At 59.5% G+C, this 24058-nt stretch carries 10 protein-coding genes; all 10 read right to left on the bottom strand.

Annotated elements, in window-relative coordinates; translation table 11 throughout:
- Window positions 1-79: 79 nt before the first annotated feature.
- Window positions 80-295 carry a hypothetical protein gene (locus KQI84_07805; GenBank protein MCB2154777.1) on the bottom strand — a complete coding sequence of 72 codons (216 nt, stop codon included), beginning with the start codon at window positions 293-295 and terminating at the stop codon, window positions 80-82.
- A complete protein-coding gene (locus KQI84_07800) occupies window positions 295-1254 on the bottom strand; it encodes an FAD binding domain-containing protein (GenBank protein ID MCB2154776.1) in 960 nt (319 codons plus the stop codon). The genes KQI84_07805 and KQI84_07800 overlap by 1 nt, the downstream gene beginning before the upstream one ends.
- Window positions 1251-3326, bottom strand: coding sequence for a xanthine dehydrogenase family protein molybdopterin-binding subunit (locus tag KQI84_07795; GenBank protein ID MCB2154775.1), 2076 nt, complete (start codon window positions 3324-3326; stop codon window positions 1251-1253). The genes KQI84_07800 and KQI84_07795 overlap by 4 nt, the downstream gene beginning before the upstream one ends.
- A complete protein-coding gene (locus tag KQI84_07790) occupies window positions 3323-3889 on the bottom strand; it encodes a (2Fe-2S)-binding protein (GenBank protein ID MCB2154774.1) in 567 nt (188 codons plus the stop codon). The genes KQI84_07795 and KQI84_07790 overlap by 4 nt, the downstream gene beginning before the upstream one ends.
- Before the next feature lie 206 nt (window positions 3890-4095).
- The gene (locus tag KQI84_07785) at window positions 4096-5136 is read right to left on the bottom strand and encodes an ankyrin repeat domain-containing protein (protein ID MCB2154773.1); all 1041 of its coding nucleotides are present in this window, start codon (window positions 5134-5136) and stop codon (window positions 4096-4098) included.
- A gap of 132 nt (window positions 5137-5268) precedes the next feature.
- Window positions 5269-6240: a hypothetical protein gene (locus KQI84_07780; protein ID MCB2154772.1), complete on the bottom strand. Its 972-nt coding sequence runs from the start codon at window positions 6238-6240 to the stop codon at window positions 5269-5271.
- A 19-nt stretch (window positions 6241-6259) separates the two neighbouring features.
- Window positions 6260-10675: a hypothetical protein gene (locus KQI84_07775; GenBank protein MCB2154771.1), complete on the bottom strand. Its 4416-nt coding sequence runs from the start codon at window positions 10673-10675 to the stop codon at window positions 6260-6262.
- Window positions 10672-21036, bottom strand: coding sequence for a carboxypeptidase regulatory-like domain-containing protein (locus KQI84_07770; GenBank protein MCB2154770.1), 10365 nt, complete (start codon window positions 21034-21036; stop codon window positions 10672-10674). The genes KQI84_07775 and KQI84_07770 overlap by 4 nt, the downstream gene beginning before the upstream one ends.
- A 226-nt stretch (window positions 21037-21262) precedes the next feature.
- A complete protein-coding gene (gene upp / locus KQI84_07765) occupies window positions 21263-21889 on the bottom strand; it encodes a uracil phosphoribosyltransferase (GenBank protein ID MCB2154769.1) in 627 nt (208 codons plus the stop codon).
- 194 nt (window positions 21890-22083) lie between these two features.
- Entirely contained in the window at window positions 22084-23952 is a 1869-nt protein-coding gene (locus KQI84_07760; GenBank protein MCB2154768.1) for a hypothetical protein, read from the bottom strand.
- Window positions 23953-24058: the final 106 nt, after the last annotated feature.

The following is a 24058-nucleotide window of genomic DNA, read 5'->3' as shown; positions in this document are numbered from 1 at the left end:
TGTGAGGAAAAGAAGATGGGCGATTCCCATCATCCGAGGGAATCGCCCATGGTGTTTTTCATTCGATTTCCCAGGCTGATCAGTCTGGTGTTTCGAAGCACTCCCGACCAGCCTGGCATTTGGCAGGACTTGCGACATCCCGATCCGGGCCCAGGTCGTCGCTCGTGTGCCAGCACCAGTAGCTCATGGCATTGCCATCGGGCAATTTCCCCGGGCGTGTATCGGATCGAATGAACATCGCCTTGCAGCGCAACCGCACGCAGCAGCCGCGAATTGGCTCATCTCCGTGGGACATCAGACAGCCTCCTTTCCGTCGGCAGCGAGCAGCGCGCGTCGGACAGCCGTTTTCGCCACCTTCATCCGCCAGGCATTGTCGGACATGGGTTTCGCCTCCTGAAGTGCAGCCGCAGCGGCCTTGTCGGCCAACTCGGCGTCGATCGAGGCCTTGCCTTCCAGGATTCCCTCGGCTGCTTCAGATCGCCAGGGAATCGGTGCGACCGCCCCCAGGACAACGTTCCAGCGCTTGCCATCGTTGACAACCGCACAGGAAGCAATCGGCCAGTCGAAGGACTGCTTCTCGCGGAACTCCACATAGGCGGACTTCGCCGGTGGTTTGATTCGCACTGCGGTGATGAGATCGCCATCCGCGAGGACGTTTTCGCTCCGCATCCGGTCCAGCGGCAGCGCAAAGAACTCGCCCGCTGGGATAATGCGCTCGCCGCTCTTGTTCAGCACGACGATTTCCGCCCCGGCGGCGACCAGCGATGGTGCCGTATTGGACGGATGAACGATGTGACAGGGCCCATCGCTGAAGATGGCGTGGTACCGATTGTCGCCTTCGACGGCAAAGCACTGATACCCGCCCTTCTTCAGGCAGTGGTACTCCTTGTCACGGAAGTACCAGCACCGTGGACGTTGGCAGAGGTTTCCACCGAGCGTCGCCTTTGCGCGAACCTGAGGAGTCGCGGCGTCAGCAGCGGCCTTTGCCAAGGCAGGGAACTTCGACTGGATCAGAGTGCTGGCTCCGATCTCGCGCAGCGTCGTCGTCGCGCCGACCTGAATCATGCCGTCGGCCTCGGAGATCCCGCTGAGTTCCTTGATTTCGTGGATGGTCACGAACTTGTCGTGCTCTTCCGTGCGCTCCTTCAGACGGTCGAGCAGATCGATGCCGTTCGCCTTTACCTTATAGCCTTTGCCCATCGCAACGATGGCCCCGGCCGGGTTCTCGGCAATTGCATAGTCGAACGCTTTCATGCGGAGCCTCCTTTCGCTTCGAGGGCGGCAAGCACACGCGCAGGTGTGATCGGCAAGTCGCGAACGCGCGCGCCGATGGCGTTCGTGACGGCGTTCGCGATGGCGCCGCTGGTCGGAATCGTCACCGGCTCGCCAAGCGACTTCACGCCGGTGTCCTTCTCTGTCCAGTCCAGGATCGGGATGATCTCGGGAATGTCGACAGAGCCGGCGATCTTGTAGGTCTGGAAGTCCGCATTCACGACTCCGCCGGTCGGCCCATCGAGAAGACGATCCTCGAACAGCGCGTAGCTGATTCCCTGGATCACGCCGCCGCAGACCTGGTTCTCGGCGGTCATCCGATTGACGACCTGGCCGCAAGTCTGGATGGCGACGATCTTCTTCACACGAACGATGCCGGTCTCGGTGTCGACTTCGACTTCGGCGAACTGGACAGCGTCGGTGCCGCCCTCGCCCCAGTATTTGCGTTTCGATTCACCGCGAAGGGAGAGCTTCTCGCTGCTTATGAGGGCGGTGGCCTTACTCCAGGCCATTGTGCGATCGCCGTCCTTCTCGCGGAAGATCGAGGACGCGTCGTATTCGACATCCTCCGCATCGATTCCCCACTCGGTGGCCACAAGCGCCTTCAGCTTGTCCAGCGCCTGGTAGCATGCATCCATGACCGCCGGAGCGGTCAAACGCGCCGTCACGGAGCCTCCGCTCATGGGACCTTCCGGATAGTCAGAGTTGCCGACCTTCGCGACAATCTGATCCCGATTCACACAGAGAACCTCAGAGGCTACATCGACGATTACCGTGCGTGTGCCGGTCCCGATGTCCTGCGAGCCGGAACGAAGTTCGACGTTTCCAGTCCGATAGATGTCGAGATCGACAAGGCACTCGCCCGGCCAGATGAACCAATTGCCACCTGCAACACCGATTCCGCGCTTGATAGGCCCTTTGTCCGCGCCGTCGGGCTTGCGCTTGTCCCAACCGATCAGCTTCGCGCCGTAATCGAGTTGAGTCTTGCGACGTTCACTGGATTCATTCAGCTTCCGGAACTCGACCGGGTCCATGCCCAATTTTGCCGCAAGTTCATCCATCATGGATTCGACGGCGAAGATGCCCTGGGGCATGCCTGGCGCGCGGAATGCCCGAGGACGACAGGCCGTGAGAGTGATTTCGGCTTCACTACGTTCGATGTCGCCGAAGTTGTAGTTGCCGGGGTTGTTTGCTCCCCCGCCGCCGGGTTGATGACCAACGATTCCGACACAATGCACACGGCCGCCGAGCAGTTTCCCGTCGTTTGCAACAGCGATCTTCATGTATTGAACGGAGCCAGGGCGATTCCCCGTATCCATCTGATCGTCTTCACGATCAAGGAACACGCGAACGGGTCGCTTGAGCTTCCGCGAAAGGCGCGCTGCGAGGTTTCCTTCGGGTCCCGGGCCGTTCAGTTTACTGCCAAATCCGCCGCCGATGTACTCGCAGTGAACTTGAATATCCGACTGGCGGAGGCCCGTCGGGCTTTGCATGCCTTCAAGCACCGAATACGTGCCCTGGGTCGAAGCCCAGACGGTAGCAGTAGTCCCACGGTGATCGACGACGGCGCCGTGGGTTTCCAGGCAGGAGTGATTCTGGATCTGCGTCGTGTAGGTCGCTTCGACAACGACTGCGGCCTTCTTGTACAGATCGTCCAGTTCCTTCTCCCGGTCCTTGGCGACGTTGGGAACGCCCTCGTAATGATCCTGCCAGCGCGTGCGATTTTCGCCGCGCTCGAACTCCAGTTCCAGAGCCTCCATCGCATCGTCGACCGCTGCACGCGATTCACCGACAATGTGCCCGATTCGAGCACCGGCATAGGGGGCGGACCCATCCTCGAGCTCAATCTCGACGATGCCGGGCATACTTCGCGCCTCGTCGAGCTTCGCGCTCTTCACCTTGCCGGTTCCGTATGGGAAGCGAATGAATCGGGCGAAGAGCATGTTCTTCGGGTAGACGTCGGAGGCGTATCGCGCGGCGCCGGTGACTTTCTCCAGCACGTCGACACGGGGGGCATTGTTCTCAAAGGCAACGTTATTATCGCGCTGCATCACCTGCCTCCCTTCTTGGCCGCGGCGGCTTCAACGGCGGCGAAGATCTTCGAGTACGTTCCGCAGCGGCATAAATTGCCGGCCAGGCCTTCGCGAATCTGTTCGGCGTCAGGCGACGGAACCTGCTCCAGGAAATCCGCCGTGCGAACGACGAAACCCGGGATGCAGTAGCCACACTGCGCGGCATCATGCTCCACAAACGCGTCGATGATGTACTTGTACCTGGGATCGGCGGCGAGGCCTTCGATCGTGACGACGTCGTGTCCCTGGGCATCCATCGCGAGCGTCATGCACGAGCTGACGGCAACGCCGTCCAGCAGGACCGTGCAGGCGCTGCACGCTCCGCGGTTGCAGACTTCCTTGCTGCCGGTCATGTCCAACGTCTCGCGCAAGACGTCGAGCAGTGTCGAGCGGGGCTCCACGTCAACCTTGTGAGCCTTGCCGTTGATGGTCAGTGAAATTGACTGCTTCTTCCGCCCGAGTTCCTTGAAACCGGGCGATTCCTTCGATTCCTGAGCGGTGACGGTGGTTGGCCACACGGCGACTGCTCCCGCCGCGAGGCCCATTCCTTTCAGAAAGGAACGCCTGGAGTGAGGACCCAGGATAGGGGTACCGCCTCCCGCTTCATCCGGAGATTTATCTGCGGACATTCGCGCCTCCTGTTTGAGGTGGAAAACCTGGCGGCGGCAACTCATACAAGGGGACAAGCCAAGTCAAGCGCCCCGGAGGCCGGGCCAGTTGATGGGAAGCATCGCGGAAATGCGCTGACCTGTCAAGGAGGGCCGGAGGACGGCTCGGCCGGCAGGAGCTTGACAACGTCTTCGTGATCCGCCGAGGTGGCCAGTTTGCGCGCCGTCTGGCCAAGTCGCGTTGTCATGGTGGCATCCGCTCCAGCATCCAGGAGCACCTTGACGATCGCGACATTGCCTTGCTGGGCCGCCATCATCAATGGCGTGTAGCCAAGATCCGAAAGCTGGTCGATCTCGGCTCCGGCCTTCAGGAGTTTCTGAACAATGTCGGCCGAACCGACGCGAGAGGCGATATGCAGGCAGGATTCGCCCATGTCGCTGCGCAAGTTTGGATCTGCTCCTGCCTTGAGGAGAAGCTCCACCATGATCGGCTGGTCATTCTGGGCGGCGAACATCAACGGAGTCAGCCCATAGCGGTAGCGCGCATTCGGATTCGCTCCGTGAGAGAGCATCTTCTCCGCGAGATCCGGCTTCTTCGCCGCGACAGCTCCCACAAGGAGTTCATCCCAATCGATGGCGGGCTCGGAAGCCGTCGTTGGAGAATCGTCGACGGCGGGCACATCGCTGGTCGTTTGCTCGCCCAGGAGCGCTTTCATTTCCGCGTGGTCATAGCGTTCGGCCAACTGCACGGCCGTGCGACCTCCCTCGGCTTCCAGCGATGGGTCCGCCCCGCGGGCCAGGAGCATCTTGGCAATCTCAACGCGGTTATCTGCCACAGCCGCCATCAACGGAGTCACTCCATAGAGACCGCGCGAATTGGGGTCGACACCGCGCTCGAGGAGAAACGTCACGGCATCCAGGTGCCCACCCGCGATCGCATGGAAGATGATTGGCGTGCCCATGCGATCGCTGCCCTTGGGGTTTGCACCCGCAGCAACCAGTTGGAGTGCTTCGGTCTTGTCGCCAGCATACAGGGCGAAACCGAGCTTCTCCTCAATGGAGTCCTCGCGATCGATCGCAGCAGGGCCACTCAGCCGATCGATGTTCGAGTGTACCTCGTCCTGCTGGGCCGCTGCGATGGACGTCAGGCAGATAACCAGAAGAAGCGGGAAGAGCTTTTTCACAGGCGTTCTCCGTTGATCGATTCAAAGCACCCATAGGCTATCGGGGTGGGTGCTGTAAAAGCAAATCCCGCCGGCGAACCTTGTGGGAGCCGGCGGAATCTGCCTCAAGGAGGGGAGGAGTGATGGAAAGCGCTACTCTTTGGTGGTTGCAGCCTCGTGTTCGCGGCGCAGTTCCTCGCGATCGATCATCGTGCTGCCGTGAACGATGGTCTCCTTCTGCGGAACCGGCTTGTTCATGCTGTTAGGCAACAGTCGCCAGGAGATGATGCCTCGCTCGAGCGGACGAGCCTGCGCGAAGCCCTGGCGCTGCAGCCTGGTGCAAAGCTGCCCGCCGATTCCCGAACCGTCATCGACGATCACGACTGGGACCTGTGCCCGTGCGGCACGGTCGATGGACAGCGAGCGGACGATTTCCCCCGCCATGGCGTCCTCGACGGCCTGCTTGTCCGACTTCAGGGATTCGGCTGCGCGCTGGCCGGCCTCTTTCGGCAACGCAACGTGTGCCCAAATCGTGTCCGTTCCGATCTGGCTGGATTTCTCCGGGTTGAGCAGGAGGGGAACATTTCGCGAACGACTCACACTATCGGTCTTGAAGGATTTGGCATCGCGAATGTCAACTATCTGGACCGGCATGCCTGTGAGAATCGCCTCACGAAGGTCTTCCGCTGTAATCGGATCCGCGCCGGTATCCTCGACGACGCCAGTCTGTTGGACCAGCGGAACATCGCGATTGAGCTTCGCCTTCTGCAGCCCGCCGCGAAGCACAAACAGCCGCGAGGGATCGATATCCGACGACGCCTCGATCGCGCGCCGGCTGGAGAGGCCGGAAAGGTCGTTGTCACAGAAGACAATATCGACGTCCGGCGGCAGCGAATTGTGCTGCAGCACGTTCAGCGGAATGTTGATCGCTTCGGGCAGGTGCTGGCGCTCGAAGAGGGATGCAGGCCGTACGTCGATCAAGACGTAGTCGTGCCCGGCCGCTTTCCACTGTGCCAGCGTATCCATGTCAACCAGTTGCTCGGCCCGGGCCTGGCCAATCACGAGACAGCAGGCGGCAATCAGAAGTGCAAGAACGAGGTTTCTTTTCATTGTTGTCCGTTCCATTTTGGTCTCCGTCCCTCTTTTACCAGATCGTCATGATTTCCGACGGTGTTGTCGGAAGGATCGTCACAGTGACCTGTTCCGTACTGCCGGTCAAGTCGCCGTCGTTTGTGATCAGTTGGAATGTCAGAATCGTCGATGTGTCGACGCCCGGCGACCAGAAGGTCGGCGTGGATGTGCTGGCGCCGCTGAGTTCGACCGTCGGTCCGCCGATCTGTGTCCACTGGTAGTAGATCGTATCGCCTTCGTCGTCTGTTGTTCCGGTCCCATCCAGCGTCACACGTGCATGCTCGTAGGCGCTGAAGTCGATGCCTGCGTCGGTAACCGGCGGATCATTGAACGTGCCAATGTCGATGTTCACGCGATCCGGCAGCGAGGGCTGCAGATCGTCCGCAATATACAGATCGAAGGCCACCGTGTAGGGCACGCGGCGATCGGTCGCGGTGAAGGTGGGCGTGGAACTCGATGCATCGCTCAGTGTCACCGGAGCGCCGATCTTCTGGATCCAGTTGTAGACAATCGGGAAGCCGTCCGGGTGATAGCTGGCGGTTCCGTCGAGCATCACCAGGTCGCCGGGCATGACGCTCTGGTCATCACCCGCAACGGCAACCGGCTGCTGACGGACTTCACGGACGATGACTTCAACGAAGTCCGGCGCACTGAGATCCGCCTCATCTTCGACGGTCAACTGGAAGCGCATTGTCTCATTTGTCACCACTTCCGGCGCCGTAAAGGTCGGCTTGCTCGCCGAGGAACTGCTGAGCGTCGCCGTTGGGCCGCTGACTTGGATCCAGTGATATGAAATCGGGAGGTTCTCCGGATCGTAGCTGGACGAGCCGTCAAGCGTCACGGCGGTCTTCTCGTTCACGGCCTGATCGAAGCCTGCGCTTGCGATCGGCAGTTGGTTCACGCGCGGCGCGATGCGAACATGCACATCGTCGGGCAACGAAGTGTACTGCCCGTCCTTGACCTCCAGGCGCAGCGTCACCGTCGTCGGCACGGTCACATCGGGTGCCACGAAGCTCGGCTGGAAGGGCTTTGTCAGGTCGAGGGTCACCGTCGGCGACGTGAGCACCTGCCAATGGGCCGTGATGGGATCATCGTCGGGATCGCTGCTGCCCCGTGCATCGATGTTCACAGTCTGCAAACCGAAGGTATCGATGTCTGGTCCCGCATCGGCGATCGGAGGATCGTTCTGCGGACGCACGGTGATCAACACCGTGTCCGGCGGAGAGCTGTGCTTCGCGTTCACGACGACCAGTTGCATCGCCAGCGTCTCCGTCTCGGGGACCGCGGGCATGATGAAGGTCGGTGTTGCCGTGTCGCCGTTCTGCAAGGTCACTGTCGTTCCGGAGACCTGCGACCACACGTACGTCAGGGGATCGCCAAGCGGATCAAAGCTGGCCGTGCCATCCAATTGCACAAGGGCGCCACTGGACGACAACTGATCCGGTCCAGCATCGGCGATCGGGAAGTCCAGCATCGCCACGCGGACCTGCCAGGTGCCGGAGCGCCGGTCCTGCCAGGCAAGTCGGCGATTGTTGGCGGCCACGTAGTCCTGCTCCGAATCGTCCAGAGTGACCGGCAGCATCACGTCTACGCCATCGATCAGGGCGGCGATGTTCGGATCGGCAATGCCCGCCGCGAAGTCCGTGAAAGCCGTGTAGTTGGCCCATGCGGCGGCGTTCTTCTGGTCGATGGTATCGGGCGTCAGAATGTCGAATGCACCACCGGGGAGGAGCATCGAGTAGATGTCGCGGTAGCTGTTGCGCTGGTCCGTCCAGACGATGCGATTGCCGTAGATGTCCGGCTCGCTTTGCTGCGACAGGTTATCAGTGATACGCGTCTCGGTCGCAGTTCCGATGTTGTAGACATAGATCTCTGACAAACCGAAGCGGAAGTCCTCGAAGACAACAAGGTCGCCAACGATTCGCGGATTCTTCTGCGGCAACGAAGCTGTCACAATCGGCGTCGTAACGGCACCGACCAGATCGCGCAGATAAAGATCGAAGCTGCCACTGCTATTGTCCTGATAGACGATGTAGTCGCCTGAAATGTCGGGCTTCATCTGGTCGCCACTGCCCGAGGCAATCGGTGTGATGGCGCTCGAGGTCAGATTGTACATGTAGACGTCGTAGTTGCCGGTGGAATCGTCCTGGAAGACGAACCGATCGCCATCGATGCGGGGATACTCCTGGTTGCCCGCCCACGTGATGAGCGAAAGAGGCGAACTGGTTTCCAGATCGTAGCCGTAGATGTCGGAGTTGCCGCTGCGGTCGTCTTCCCAAACAACGTGACTCGGGCCGACGCTCGGATGCGTCTGATTTGACGACGTCGGATCGAGCGCAACAGAATCAACAGGTTCGTGGGCAGTGAATTCGTGCATGGTGGACGTAGAGTGTCCAAGAGGGTCGGCCACGGTCAGACGCAGCGTGTACTGTCCCGGTGGGATAAGCGCGCCGTTCTGCCCACGACCGTTCCAGACAAGGACCTGCTGGCGACCGCCATCGAGTCGTTCGGTGCTCGAGAAAACCTCAGGCAACGACTCGAAGTCCGCACGCCGCGGAACGCCCGCCGAGCCTCGGCGGATTTCCAGCGTGTAATCCAGAACAGGAATCGCATTGTCGGTCGCCGTCACACGCGTCAGGAACAACGCATCCTCGCCTAAAACAGATGGTGCGGGCGTGAAATCCGTCGGCGCATAGAACGAATCGATCGTCGGTGCGGTCAAGTCGGTCACGAAGGTAAAGATCTTCGACTCCTCGACGTTGCCGGCGCGGTCGACGGAATAGAACTCGACCGTGTGCGGCCCTTCGTCGGGCAGTGTCAGAGGATACGATGGATAGAAATCCGAGCCATCGATGCTCCACAGAACATTCGCGACACCACTGACATCGTCCTCCGGCAAGAGGAAGAACTGCGTCGCATCGGTGCCGTAGTAGAGCGGGAACTCACCGAATTTCGGCTCCTGCACGACTTCCACGGTCGTCGGCGGATTGTGATCCGGCGGAGGCGGTGCGAACTCCAGCATGTATGTGGCCGTCGGATCGAGGTCGATCAAGTGGAACGTCCACTCAACATGATCGGGTTCGCCGAAGCGATGGCGCGGAATACCGACGATCCACGAGTTTTCGGGAATCAACACATCCTTGCCGTCGCTGCGCGTTACGCCGACGAGGTCAAGCAGACCCTGCGATGGGTCGTCGACCTTGGTGTAAACCCATCCGGATGGCGGATTGTCGAGCGTCAGCTCAACGAACGGATCCTCTGCCGTCGGGAAGCGATTCGTCGTGCTGTCGACGACGTTGACCGGGAATTCCTGACCTTCAGACGAGAAGATCGCGTTTGGATCGTAGTTATCGTCCTCGGTATCCGTATCCGCGAGGAAGTCGAAGATGTTGTCAAATCCCGGCTGATCGATCAGCATCGTGTGGACGAGGAACGAGTAGTCGAGGTCTTCGATCAGCGACGTTAGTTCGCCGCCCAGTTCATCGGCGTGCGTGTAGCTGGCGCTCAGCGAGACGAACTTGCCTTGGAGCGTACTGACCATCTTCCATCGTCCGACCACGGTGGATTGCTCGGCAACATCGCCGAAGTCCATGGTCAGAGAAGGATTCGGATCTTCGTCTCCCATCACGTAACTGGCGAGCAGTCGGAACGCGATCAGCAGATTCTTCTCGTTCTCGACGATCTTCGGCTGTGCGCTCTCCAGTTTCATCTTGTTCGCGGGTCCCCATCCGACGTTCCTGATCCGCACACCCAGATCGAACGGGATGGCCGCCTCGATAGTATCGAGGGTGAATGGATCGTCTGCGATCACTTCGTAGGGCTGGAAGTAATCGATATCGAGCTTCGGCTGCGGCAGGATTGTGATGTCGTCCGGATAGACGGGAAGCGAAGTCGGCTCATCATTCACAGAGAGATACAACTCGGCGCCGATGTAGTAGTTCTCGCCGCGAGGATCCGTCCCGCCTGCGTAGCTGGCCGGAATCATCAGGTAAGTCAACTCCGCCGCGGCGCCTGCCGGGATCACACCGGTACCGTCCGGCATACCGGTCATGTTCTTCACTGTTGGATCTTGAATGAAGAGCACAGGCGATGTCGGGGTGTCCCCATTGTCGTCGAAGACCTGCAGGTCGACGCGGACGTCGGTGAGCTCCGACTCAACATTGTTAGTGATGCGCATGCGGCCCTCGAAGCCCTGGCGCTCGAATGTGAGCTCCTGGAGGATTTCGATTTTGACCTGCGCGCACACGCCACGGTCAGGCGGCGGGGCCTGTGCACTGCTGATCGCTGGCGCGAAAACGCAAGCCAGCATCAGCAATGCAGCGGCCCAGCCTGTTGCCGTGTGCGCGTTCATTCTATTCATCATCAGCCGCAAGAGTTTCATCATTCGCACCTTGGTGGCGAGATCGTCAATTCGGGTAACTGTTCTCATTGGTCGCCTCCTGAGGAGCGTCCAACCGGCACACAGGGGCTGAAACCAATGCCTCCTGAGCCGCCGTAGCCACCGGAGTAATTGCCGCCTCCGTCGCCACCGCCGCCTACGACGACGCTATTGCCCGGCGGTGCGGGGAAGAACTGGCCGAGACACTTGGCTGCATTCCAGATGCCCGGACTCAGGATCGCGCTGCAGCAATCATTGCAATTGAATGCCGCACAGGCCACGCCTGTCGGATCCAGTGCACCGGCGGCACCAACGGCGGCCGCACCGACGACCGGATTGATCGCGTGCTGCTGGCCGGTCGTGATGGTTTCCAAGCGGCAGATATAATCGAGGATTGCCAGGATCTGTCCCGCCAGGTGGCAGTCCAGAGGCGTGGACGGAAGATCGCGTTGGCTGCCCCAGTTCGGCAGTGCGATGCCCTTGTCCTTCCAATCCTCGTAGGTCATGTCGGACGAACGCCTCGTTGAGCTGGCCGTCTCATCCAGCACGACGCGATACGGAATCGTCAGGGTCTGCATCGGCAGAATGATGTCGATCTCGTCGACAAGCAATTCCACGCGCATACCTGGAGAACTGGCGATCGGATCGAGGTTGAAGTGGTTGCCAGCGATCAGACCGCGGTTCGTCGCATCGAACTCCGCGTAAGACGTTCCCGGACGATCCATCAAGTGGACCAGCGATGGCGGATCGATGATCAACACCGGAGCCGGAACGTGCGTTTCGAAGGTGGATTCCAGCTTGATCTCGTAACGATCTTCGACCGGATGCGGCTCCACGGTCCATTCCACGGTTACGAACTGGTTGACCAGGAATGCCCGAACGACCTCGGTCTGATCGGCCTTCACGACTACGCGACCGACGACGTTGGTATGGCCCGGCGCGCTGACGCGGTAGCTGTATTCACCCGTCGGCACATCGTCGAGCAACCATTCGCCGTTCTCGTCCGTGTAGCCTTCGTAGTTGAAGAGGCTGGACAGCAGACTGCGAACCTCAACGCGTGCGCCCTCGAGTTGCGGCGACAGAACGTCTTCAACCTGGAAGAGCACGTCGCCCTGCAGAGACGAGGTCAGCGTCGGGAACACGTTGATGTTATACGGAGCGAGGTTGTCGCTCAGGATCTTGAAGCTCTCGGAGTAATTACCCGGATCGACCGTACCCTGCGGATTGATCTGGATTCCGATAATCCGAGTACCGCCGGGAACAATATTACCGAGGTTCGTCTCGGTGGTATACTGAATCCAAGGTACGGACGGATCGGCCAGGCGAGCATTCTTCAAATCGTCGAAGCCCACATTGGTGATCTTGATCTCGGCCGCGTGCGTGTCCTGCGTGCTCATCACGGTCTTGATGAAGCTCGGATCGGCGCGCAGAATCGGATTGGCTTCCGAGAGTTCGAAGTCGATTTCACTCGTCGCATTCAGGCCCTCTGTCGAGGTCAACCGAACGGTTCCATTCGCGATCGAGTTTGCATCGATCGGCGCGTAGACCTGCACGTCGATCCAGCCGGAGCTGTCGCCGTTGATCGCTGTCCCATTGCGCAACGTCATCGTGGTTACGATATCAGTCGCGTTCGGATCGGGCAGCCACTCGGTTGCAAGGCCGGTGAAGTCCAACTCGCCCAGATTCGAGAAGCTGATTGAGAAGTTCAGGTACGAGTTCTTTGCCATGCGCAGCCGTACTGGGCTGCCGATCGTCAGACCGGCGATGTCGAACTCATCCTGGATTGGCTTGTCCAACACATCAGGATGCACGCCCCAGACGAGGTAATGGCCGGACTCGCGCGAGAACGGATAGAACATCGTCGAGTAGTCGCCGTTCGAATCGGTGTGGACATCCAGATAACGCGTAAAGCCGCGCACTGAGAGTCCAACCTTCACGTCGACGTCGGGAACCGGGTTATCGGTGGTGTTGCTGTAGGCCGTGCCGCTGATCGGGATCGGCGTTCCGAGCGAGTAAATCAGGCCGGACACCTCTGCCGTTGCGCGGTAGTCGGTTTCCGTCGGCGTACTGTCCGCGTGCCCGGTCATGCCGGCGCCGATGACCTGGTCGGCCTGATCATAGTGATAGTAGACCTGGTCGACGACGCCCTCGATGCGGATGTTCGTCGTCGCATCAAGAGGAACGACAGGATAGATCGGCCCGGTCAGGAATTCGTCGCCCGGCTGCAGCACCGCGCGAGCATGCGACGGCGTGTTGATCACGTTCGTGCCGGAGAGTTGGAATAGCGACGCACTCTCGCGGAATGTTCCATCGCTGTCGTAGATATTCACATGCACGTCCGGACTCGGGTTGCCGTCCAGAGCCGTCAGGATATCGATCGGCACCGGGCTGGCGTTGACGAGCCTCAAACGAACCTCTGCAGCCGTTCCGCGGACGGTCGGCTCCGGATAGATTTCCAGTCGAGTGCCAACGGGCCGCAGCACGATGGTCTTCACGGCCAGGCTACTCACGGTGGCGCCCGGCTCGCCGGTGCTGACGAACGCCGTGAAGCGCGCCTTCGCGGCGTAGCTGGCAATGGGAACGATCATCGTCACCGGCTGCGTTTCACCGCCGGCAATGACCTGATTCAGGGTCTTCGTATAGTTCTCCAGCACCGTGTCGTCGCCGGCCAGCATCTCGACCTTGAGAGACTGCACCGTGGTCGACGATCCGGCGGGATTGCTCAGCGTCGTATCGAACTGGTGGATTGTGTTCGGTTCGATGGTCAGTCCGGCCGAGTCGACATCGATCTGAATCGGACGGTGCGTGGCCTCGCGCGCATCGCCCGGCGTCCCGCCATCTGTGACGGCGCGCACACCATACAAGGCCGAGCTGTTTGCCGGCGCGGCGGTGTCTGTGTAGCTCGTCGCGGTAATTGCGGACGGAGTAATGCGAACGCCGTCGCGGAAAACAATGTAACCACCGAGCGCTCGCCGCGATACAGCCGGCCACGTGAGCTTCGCACCCGTCGTCTTCTGATAAGCGATCGTCAGGCTGCTCGGTGCGGGCAGCGGCGTCTCAAAGAAGAACGGAGCCGAGTTGGAAGGCGTCGATTCGTTGCCCGCGGCGTCAATCGCCGTCGCGGCAAAGACCTGGTCGCCGACGGTGGCCGGATCGACGAGGGCAGTCAGGCCCGTGACATTCGATGCGACGCGCGATGCGCCGGACGTCGTCGTGATCGGGTTCGTTCCCGCCTTGCGATACACGTGGTACTTCGCGGGGGTTTCACCACTCGGCGCCGACCAATCAACACGCACCTTCTCAAATTCGCCAGTTGCGGTCAGGTTTTGCGGCGGATTCGGAGCAACGCGGTCGGCGGTGGCGGAGACGCTCGATGAGAGCAGTCCCGTGTTCCCGACGCGATCGGTCGCGGTCAGCGCGTAGCTCCACTCGCCATCGCTCGGTGGCAGGTCTGTGTACGCATTCGAGTAGATCGTCCCGTGTACCAACGTCGCACTTCCGAGATTCACCGTGGTCGTGCCGGACTGGCGATACAGTTGGTAGTTGTACGGCTGGCCTGTCGCGGCGTTCCACGAAATGCGAATGTAGCCGTTGGGCTGCGAGGCCGCGCTGACGCTCGATGGCTTGCCTGGCGGTGTCTGGTCGATCGTCCAGTTCTTGCCGTTGTTGATCGTCGTTCCGATATTGCCAACGGCGTCCACGGCAGAGACATCGAACGTCGCAACGCCTTCGCCCATTCCGGCGGCGATTGTCAGACTGCCGGTCCAGTTGGATGGGCCACCGGTGAGTGTCACGTTCACGGGCGAACCCGCAGGCGGCGTAAATGTGCACGTCGGTGCCTGCGAGACGGCCTCGTCGAGGTAGATAGTCACAGTCTTCAGACCCGTACCTACGGAGTAGCTGTAGGAGGGCGACATCGAGATGTTCGTGATCACGGGACCGCGAGAATCGATATTCACCGTGCTGGGCGAAACAACAGTGCCCGTGTTGGTGGCAAGGTCGGTGCCCTCGAAGGTCAATGTCCCGTAGCCATGCTGCACGTTGGTGGGCACATCGAATGCGCCCGGCCAGTTCACTCCGCCATCGGTGCTCTCTGCGAAGACGCCCGGAATCACAACGCCGCTCAGCGGTGTCAGATCCAGCGTCGGCGTCGTCACAAGCGGTTCCGACGCGACGAGCGTAAACGTGCGCACTCCAGGTCCCAGCGGCGGAGCCGGCGCGTCGAAGTTCACCGTCGCCGTCGGCGGAGTCAGATCGACTTCATTGATTGTCAGTGTGCGCGCCTGGTTGAAGACGAAGCCGGAATCAACGTCCTTCAAGGTAACGTTGTAGAGACCGGCCGGCGCGAAGTTGTCGGTGCCGTCCTTGCCGTTCCAGAAGCCCGTGTAGTTGCCCGGACTGCCGGAATCGGAGAGCGCGATCGTGGCGACAAGACCCACACGCGCCTGAAGATTCAGTCCGCCGAGCATATCCACTTCGACCGTCACGCCTGGATCGGCGATCGGCGTGAAGGGGTTCGGGCTGAGTTCGAAGCGCGTGATCGTGGAGATCGTCACTGAAGTACTGATGGGGAACAGGTCTCCCCCGCCGTCGCGGATCTCGATCGTCACCACGCCGTCCGGCATGATGTCGCCGAGGTCATCCTTGCCGTCCCATTCGGCCACGTAAGTGCCGACCGAACCTTGCTCAACGAGCGGCACGTCGACCCGCTTCGGCCCGTTCGGGTGTGTGAACTCTGCGGTCAGCCCCGTCTGTCCCGGATCGGCCAGCACCGTTACGGTGGCGACGTTCGAACCGGTCGGCGTGAACGGATTGGGGGCGACCTCGATATTAAACACGGCTTGTTCAACCGTGAACTCCTGCACTTCGTAGTAGTACTCGGATGGAGCGGTGTTCGTCTTGGCCAGAATTCTGTATTGGTTCGGGCCAGTGAAGTTGCCGTTCTCGTCGCGGCCGTCCCACTCTGCGGCGTAATTGCCGCTGGCTTCAATCGTCGGCAACGTCCGCACGGTGAAGTTCGTCGCCACGTTCTGAATCTCGACAAGCGGATCAAGCCCAGCCACACCGTGCAGCGTGATCGGCAGCAACGCGCCACCGCCAGGCGTGAACGTCGGAGAAGTCGTAATGTCGTTGATGCCCCGGATCTCCAGCGTCTCGGTGTTGTTCACCAGGGCGCCGTTCTCATCGTAAATCCGCAGTTCATACGATCCATCCGGGAACACGCGGCGAATGTTTGACGTTGTCTTGGCAATGCCGTTCCAAGTGCTACGATAAACGCCTGCTTCCACTTCGTCAAATGTCAGGAAACGACCATTATAGTAGTCGGTTCTCTGCGGTCCAAAGAAGTGCGCATAGAGACCCCGCACGGCTTCGCTGCCCTGCACGGTGATCGTCGTCACGTTGTTTCCATCCGCGACGAGAATTGTGGGATTCAATTCTGCACCGTTGATGCGAGTCCCAATCGTCACGTCGCGGTAGAGCGGATAGCGATAACCAGTCTGGTCATGATAGACATACCAGCGGAACGATCCCGGACCGCAGACGTTCCCATCTGAGTCGCGCCCATCCCACCCGTAGGAATATGGCGAGGTGGAACTCAACTGCACCGATGGATAGAGTGTCTGGATCCAACTGCCGATGCTGCCATCGGGATTGATCGGCGCGCGGAAGAAGGCGCGCGAGTAACTCTGACCGGACGTGTTGCCACCGAAGGCATACAGCCAGCCATCGCGCGCAACGCCACCCGCGTATTGCAGGTATGTCGGGAATGCGTTCGGGGAAACTTGCCATGCGCCAAGCGTCCCGTCCGGGAGAATCTCCGCATAGGAGACATTCTGGCGCGCATTGCCGTCAGTACCGCCGATTGCATAGAAGTAGTCGCCGTACTTGACCAGGTGGAAGGACTGGCGATTGTAGTTGAAGCTGCTGAGAGCCTCCCAACTGCCGAGCGTTCCATCTCCCAGAACTTCGGCGCGGTGGACTTCGCTGTCGTGGTAATGGCCGCCGAAGATGTAGAGGTAGCCATTCAGGTAATAGGCCTGGAAGTAGTACATCAGGTCCTGCAGTGTGCCGATGTTCTCCCAGGCACCGAGTGAACCATCGGGATGGATCTCAGCGCGCTCAATCGAGTTCAGGCGACCACTGCTGTAACCACCCATCACATAGAGATAGTTGCCGATGACGACAATGGAATGGCCGTAGCGCGATTGGTTGAGCGAGGCTTCGTACTGCCACTCGCCCAAACGCCCGTTGGCAAGGACTGGTGCACGCTCCACGGTGCCAATTCCCAGACTACTTCCGGAATAGCCGCCGGTTGCGTATGCCCAGCCATTGTAGGCAGTCGCCGCCATGTAGGATCGCGTCTCATTCATCGGCGTCAGCGTCGATCCTCGCAGCTTCCTTCCATCCGGCTGGAAGCCGAAGTACTCGCCGGAGGCCGTGTATCCGACGCTGTATTCCTCGCCGCCAACGATGTAGGCGCGATCGTCGTACAGGAATGTCGAGTTGTTCAAACGTGTCCGGCCGAACAGCAGGCCGGTGTAGCGTTCATTGTAGCCGTACATCGTCGCCCGCAATTCCAGATCCGGCTCGCCATCCATGGTCAACGTGCTGACTTCATCCTGTCCGCTCGTTGGATAGAAGGGACTCGGCGTATTGTTCAAATTGCGGATGTGACGAATGGTCACATGAGTATTCAGTCCAGTGTAGATGCTGTTCGCATCGTAAAGGTAGACTGTGTTGTTGGTCGTCTCGCCATGGAAGATTCCGTTTGTCTGCACGAAGTCGAATTCATCCTCGTAAACGCCTGGAGAGACTTCCTGCAAGTACCGCGTTTCCCCGTAGGAGTAGTACAACCCAACTTGGCCGGGAGAACCCGTCGCGCGGAATGTCGCCGTATTGTTGCCCTCGGGGACAAACGTTCCCGGAACGAATTCGAAGCTCGACAGGACGTCCTTGATCGTAACGTTGGCGTTCCGACCATAGAATGGAACGCGGGTGCGAGATTGAATCAAGCGCCCATTATAGGTGCCGGAAGGAGCCAGGTTGCCAAGCGCATCCCGCCCATCCCATGCGGCGCGATAGGTACTCGTATTGGCGCGACGGCTGCCGGGCTCTTCGACCATCGGCAGTTCGCCCCAGAGATCCGACTGGAAGTCGCCAAGCGTTCCATCCGGTGCGACGTCGGCGTAGTACATGCTGCGATGCTGTCCGTCGCCGCCCATCAGGAAGATGCGGCCGTTACCGTTCTCCACCATCGCAAAGCGCGAGTTCCGCGGACTGCGTATAGAGAGCAGTTCCCAGGCGCCTAGTGTTCCGTCCGGGAGAATCTCCGCACGCTCAATGGTCTGTTGATCTGATTCGCCTTCGCCGCCAACGGCAAAGAGGAAGCCCTGCGATTCAACGAGGCCATAACGATAGCGGTACTTGTTCAGCGAAGAGAGCGCTTCCCAACTGGACAGCGAACCATCCGGCAGAAGAGTTGCCCGATAGAAGTTCTTTCGGTAGCCGGATGCGTATCCGCCGCCCAGGTAAATCTGATCATCAACGAGCACGGCCTGATGTCCGTAGAAGGCATACGGCAAGGTGCCGATCTGAGTCCACGCGCCGAGACTGCCGTCGGCATGATTGATCGGTGCGCGATAGACCTCATTGTGCTGGCCACCGGAGTATCCACCGAAGAAGTAGATGTAGTCGCCGTTTGTCAGTGCCGGAGCGATACCACGAGTGGCGGGCAGTGAGTTCGTCTCCTGCCAAGGCTGAATACCGCCGCTGGGCAAGCGATGGGCGTACTCGACATTGGCGCGATCGGTAGAGTAGCCACCGATGATATACAATGTGGTGGATGTCAGGACCGCCGCAGAGGCTTCGCGCGTGTAAGTCATGCGCGAAAGCGGCGACCAGCCTGTCATGTTGGCACTGCCATCCAGCGTTGTGTATTCGGGAGTCAGATTGGCACTGCCGGTTCCGTAGCCGCCGACAACGTAGATACTCGTTCCGTCCGTCACTCCGGCATGCGTAATCTCATCGCGTCGGTTCACCATCCCCGCTTCTGCTTCGCTGTCTCGCCTGATCTGGATCAGCAGATCCTGTCCCGGTTCGCCGGATAATGTGAATGTCGTCACCTCATCGATGCTTGGAGCGAAGTTCGTGGGCGAGGCGCCGACACCGGCAGTGTGAATAATCTGAATCAGCCCCGTGGTCGCGTTGTATTGATTGTCCTCATCGTACATGTACATCGTGTAGTTATTCGGCTGCACAATCTCACCGTTATCGACGAAATTATGAGTGGTCACATACACGCCCGGCGAGGTCTCGCTGATCGCGAAGGTCTCCCCTGCCGTGCTGATGCGCGTATTGACCATGCCTGGATCGGCAGTCACGGTGATGGTTGTGACGTTATCGCCTTCGGGCAGGAACGGATCAGGATCCGCAACGATGGAGTCGACATGGTAGTCGAGTTCCACATCCCTACTGCGTTGATAGTAATAAAGATTCGCTGCGTTATAAAGGTAGGCAATGTAGCGATCGCGCCGCACGGGATTGCCTGCTTCGTCCTTCAGATCCCATGTTCCGGTGTAAGTACCGGGAGGCGATTCGACCAGGTCGAGAACGGCGTAGTCCGTGAAGCTGGTGCTCCCGCCGGTGATGCTGCCATCGGAGAGCACATCGGCCCACTCGACGCCGCGTGTGTCCGAAGCAGATGTTGTGTACCCGCCGGTCGTGAAAACACGATCACCGACAGCACACATTCCGATGTACTGGCGCTGGACGGAAGTATCCCCCACTGAGGTCCATCCGCCAAGGGTTCCATCCGGCAGAATCTCGGTCGTTTCGATTGAGGAAAGGTATGCGTAGCCATTGTTCTGATTATAGCCATCGGCAACAACGATATGGCCGTTCGCAATGGCGGCACCGTGCCCGTAGCGGCCGGTGCTGAGAGAGGCGACGGCCTCCCAGGCTGCCAGGCCGCCGCCCGGAAGAATCTGGGCACGCTCGACGCTCGCTTCGGCCGAGCCGTAGCCGCCGATCGCATACAGCCATTCATCAGTCGCAACAACGGAGAGATACTGGCGTCCAATCAATAGCTGCGACGTTGCGGCAAACGTACCGAGCGAGCCGTCCGGATTGATTGGCGCGTAGTAGACCTCTTTACGATTACTGTAACCGCCGACGACATAGAGCGTATCGCTCGTGGCGACGGCGTCGTGGTAGTAGCGCGTTGCGGGCAGCGTACTGGCATCGAAGACCCACTCACCGAGCGAGCCGTCAGTGTTCACGGGGGCACGCATCACGGTGCTTTTTGCGCCGCCATCGTAACCGGCCACGCCGTAAAGCCAGTCGTTGTAGTAGACGAGCGCCATGCCGGTGCGTTGTTCGGGCATATAGGTCAGGCGCCGCCATTGCCCTGGCGTGCCATCTGCCTTCAACGGAGCACCCTCCGCCCAACCGGCCGCGGCATTCTGATTGTTGTCGCCTGCCGAGTAAATCCACCCGTAGTCGCCCTTGTCGGGTGCACTGGCGGCAGAGTGGTTCTGGCGCTCGTAGAACATACCGGCCTGGCGTTCGCTGTCCAGTTGGATGATCGCACGCGGAGTCAGTCCCGGAACGCCAGTGGCAGTAAATGTGGCCGTGTCCCCGGCCGTCGGATACTGCCAGTAAGAATCAACGGTGAAGTTCGAGAAGGTCGCAATCTGAAGAGTGGTATTCAGGACCGCGTAGATCGTATTGTCGGTCGTCCGCACGTAGACAGTCCGATTCCCGTTGTTGGGAATCGTCGTCCCATAGGTAAGCGTCGTCGTTGTGTAATAGACGCCGGAGCCGACGGGCTGCTCGGTCAGTGAGTACTCGCGATAACCGCCGTCGTAAAAGTAGATCTCCGTGTCGGTCGCATTGGGAGCGCCCTCGACGCGAAAGGTTACTTCTTCGATCCCGTCGGGCGAGAAGGGATTCGGATCGATCTCGATCAAGCTTGCAATGCGCTCGGTGCTGATGGTTCCGAACGGTCCGATGTAGGTCGTCGTGGCAAGGCTGTAGACGCGCATATAATAATCGCCGGCCGGGACTTCGACATTACTTCCATTCCGTCCATTCCACAGGGCCGTGTACGTGCCAGACGAATCGCCTTGCTCGGTCAAGGTCAGGCCGGAACGCACAAGCGTCGCCTGGTCGTCCTCGAAAATATGGACCTCGAGCCCAGTAACAGCCGGGGTTCCCAAAACAGTGATCGTCGAGTTGTCAACGCGATCCGTGTTGAACGGATCCGGACTCGCCGTCACTGAGGAAATCACCGTCTGCGCGAATGCCCCGTGTGGCAGAAGGAAACTGCCGAGAGCTAGCGCCAGGACTGTCAGATAAAAACGCATCGGGCGACGCAGATGGCCGCCTTCGTTCACAGCAAGTAACGAGTTCATAATCCCGCCAAGAGTCATGTCGAAGTGTCGGCCTTCAATACATAAAGGCCGAGTTCCCGTCCGTTCGTCTACAGGATGGGCACATTGGAATGGTCGTTGTGCTATTTTGCAAGGCCAATCTCCCCGATCCCTGGCAGGGAGAGGACCCGAACAAGCCCCTATGGGGCGACTGGATGGTTTCGTGCGATATTTGGAATGCAGAATATGGCTAGCAAGAAAGACACCGCTACAACGTGCCGAAAATCCGATCTCCTGCGTCGCCAAGGCCCGGCACGATGTAGGCCTTCTCGTTCAGTCGCTCGTCCATGGCGCCGACGTAAACGTTGACGTCGGGATGATCGCGCTCCATGCGAGCGGCGCCTTCCGGAGCGGCCAGAAGGCAGATCGCCTTAATCTCCTGCGGCCGACTCTTCTTAATAAGGTCAACGGCCGCGCTCATGCTCCCCGCGGTCGCAAGCATCGGATCCACCACCAGCACGGTCGAGCCACTCAGATCGGGTGGGATATTGTAGTAATAAGTCCGCGGCAGTGCCGTTTCCTCATCGCGCTGCAGACCGATATGTGCGACCTTTGCCAGCGGAAAGATGTTCAGCATTCCCTGGACCATTCCGAGCCCGGCGCGCAGGATCGGCGTGATCACAAATCGACCGTTTTCAAGCGTGCGAGTCTTCATCCTGCAGATTGGCGTATCGATCTCGCACTCCACCATGGGAAGGTCCCAGGTCGCTTCGTAGGTCAGCAGGAGCGTAATCTCCGAGACGATTTCGCGAAACTTCTTGGTGCTGGTTTCGGCGTCGCGGATGATGCTGAGTTTGTGTGTAATCAGGGGGTGATCGACGATCTTAACGGCCACAGGCGTCTCCTCGGCACGGGCGGGCCCGATGGGTCCGTCCACTGGGTTTTGATGAACCGCATGTCCGAGAGAAAACGCTGTACGACGCGGAGGGGCGATTCAAGGCATTTCGGAGCCGGGTTCACCGATTTGGACTGTGTTAGTGGCGTCGGCGGCATGAGCGGTGGTGGAGATCGTCAGTTTTGGGGAGGACGTCAAAACGTTGGAACAAACGCCACAAATCGCTCATCTCCATAGACTTGCCGCCACGGACGACCAGCCCAATCGAATCCATCCGGGAGTCCTGCAGAGTCTGACAATTCGAGGTATTGCCGCAATTCCAGCCGACTGATCAGGAGATAGTCGGTGTCTGGTGCCAGCGTGTCGGGCCATTCCAGATTGCGCACAATCGTGTCGATCTCAGGCCTCCACATGAGCGCCAGATGATCGCCACCTTCCCCTAGATCGTATGTCAGAGTGGCATCGGGCGGAATCGTTTCGATCGCCCACTCGTACAGGGCACGACGGTGCTCCGGCATCTGTCCAAGCGCGTCTTGCTGGACGGGATATCTCCGGCCGCGATCATTGGCTACCTGCTGCATGTTCTGGGCGATCGTGAATTGCCACAGGTCTCTCGCCGCAGCAACCCCGGTCCCAAGCGCGGATAAGATCCAAACCGCGAGCAGAGTGTTGTTCCAGATCCGTCCACGCCTTCCTTCGCTGCTCAGCCAGAGCGCTGCCAGGGAAAGCGGCAGCATCAGAAAGAAGACAAGATCGAAGCGCGCCCACCAATTGGCTGGAATCGCGAACAGCCAACTCGTCACGAGAAGCATGGCGGCGGAAAGGCGCCATCTCCTCCGAATCATCGAGACAGGAAGCGCAATGAGCCAGATTGGTATCGCAAGATATGCGGCGTGCCAGCCCCATCCGCCTATGCGTTCTCCCCATATGACTGCCGGTACATTCGTCGCGAATAAGCTCTTTGCCAATGCACCCAGACCGGTCCGCCCCTCCAATTGCTCGGCCGTACCGATGTACTCTTCCAAGGTGTAATCTCCCTGGAAGATCGTGTGCCCTGCGAAAGCCATCGTGACAGGGTGCACGGGATTGTCGTAACGGCTGTAGTTAATAAAAAGCCAATAGGATGAGAAGGCAAGAACCAGAGCCAAACCGCCCGCCGTGGTCGCCATTATTGTCTTCAGCCCGCACTTGCGGATTGCAATTGTACCGAGCAGCCCGATCGCTGCAATTCCGCCCAAAATGAAACCACTGGCTTTGACGCCGGGACATAGACAGATCGCAATTAGAGCTGTCGCAATGCGCCCTACATCGGGCGGTTTCGAAATCATCCAAATGTCGAGAATTAGAGCAAGGGCCACCAATAGGAGTGCCGCCTGAATCAGGTCGCAGTCTCCAGCATGCCGTGTCAAAGCCAATAGAACTGGCGGCGCCGCGATGCTCAGAATCATCAGGAGAAAAGCGATACGGGGGCATAGATTCAGCCTCCGAAGGGTATACGTACCCGCGGCAATGGCTGCTGCCCATGCGAATAGGGCCAACAGGTTCAACATCGGCAGCCATTGGCTGACAGGAATAAGCCATGCGGCTGTGATTTCGCCATTCTTGGGGAAGGTGTTGATGTGTCCATACATGCCCGGCAATTGCCAGAAGCGTCCCTCCTGCAAGAACAGGAGGCTGATGGGTTGATGGTAAGAAATCGCATCCCAGTTGGGCACAGGATAGCGAAGGTGGATTGAGACAACCGCCAAGACGGTAAACAAGCCCAGTGCAAGAGCAAACGGAAGAGAGAAATCGGCACTTGACTCTTCAAGAATCAGTAGTCGCCAGCGCCGCCAGGGCAAGCTCCTGGCAACGGCGAACCCCGAGGCGGCAATTCCCAACGGCAAGACGATGAATGCGATTTGACTGAATGCACCGAGAGGCGGGAGCAGCAGTCCCGAACTGATGATCAGTCCTGCCCAGAGCGCGAAACCTCCTCCAATTGCGAGATCGGGAGAGCGTCCCCCGAGAAGTCGAGCAGACCACAATGCGCATCCCACCCAGCCCGTCAGAAACAAGATCATTGCGCAAAGACAACGCAGCAGAACTTCAAGGGGAACAGGGGGTAATACGTGCAGCATATACGACACCAAGTGTATGCGATGAAAAGCAATCTTCTCTGGCATAATT

This window comes from bacterium (assembly GCA_020444065.1).
Classification (GTDB): Bacteria; Sumerlaeota; Sumerlaeia; order SLMS01; family JAHLLQ01; genus JAHLLQ01.
This window is presented reverse-complemented; position numbering and strand designations above follow the sequence as displayed.

Bases quoted from the DNA above. Each gene is read 5' to 3' on its own strand.
- KQI84_07800 (MCB2154776.1), bottom strand. From the start codon at position 1,254: ATGAAAGCGTTCGACTATGCAATTGCCGAGAACCCGGCCGGGGCCATC.
- KQI84_07780 (MCB2154772.1), bottom strand. From the start codon at position 6,240: ATGGAACGGACAACAATGAAAAGAAACCTCGTTCTTGCACTTCTGATT.
- KQI84_07805 (MCB2154777.1), bottom strand. From the start codon at position 295: ATGTCCCACGGAGATGAGCCAATTCGCGGCTGCTGCGTGCGGTTGCGC.
- KQI84_07775 (MCB2154771.1), bottom strand. From the start codon at position 10,675: ATGAGAACAGTTACCCGAATTGACGATCTCGCCACCAAGGTGCGAATG.
- KQI84_07760 (MCB2154768.1), bottom strand. From the start codon at position 23,952: ATGATCTTGTTTCTGACGGGCTGGGTGGGATGCGCATTGTGGTCTGCT.
- KQI84_07790 (MCB2154774.1), bottom strand. From the start codon at position 3,889: ATGGGCCTCGCGGCGGGAGCAGTCGCCGTGTGGCCAACCACCGTCACC.
- KQI84_07770 (MCB2154770.1), bottom strand. From the start codon at position 21,036: ATGAACTCGTTACTTGCTGTGAACGAAGGCGGCCATCTGCGTCGCCCG.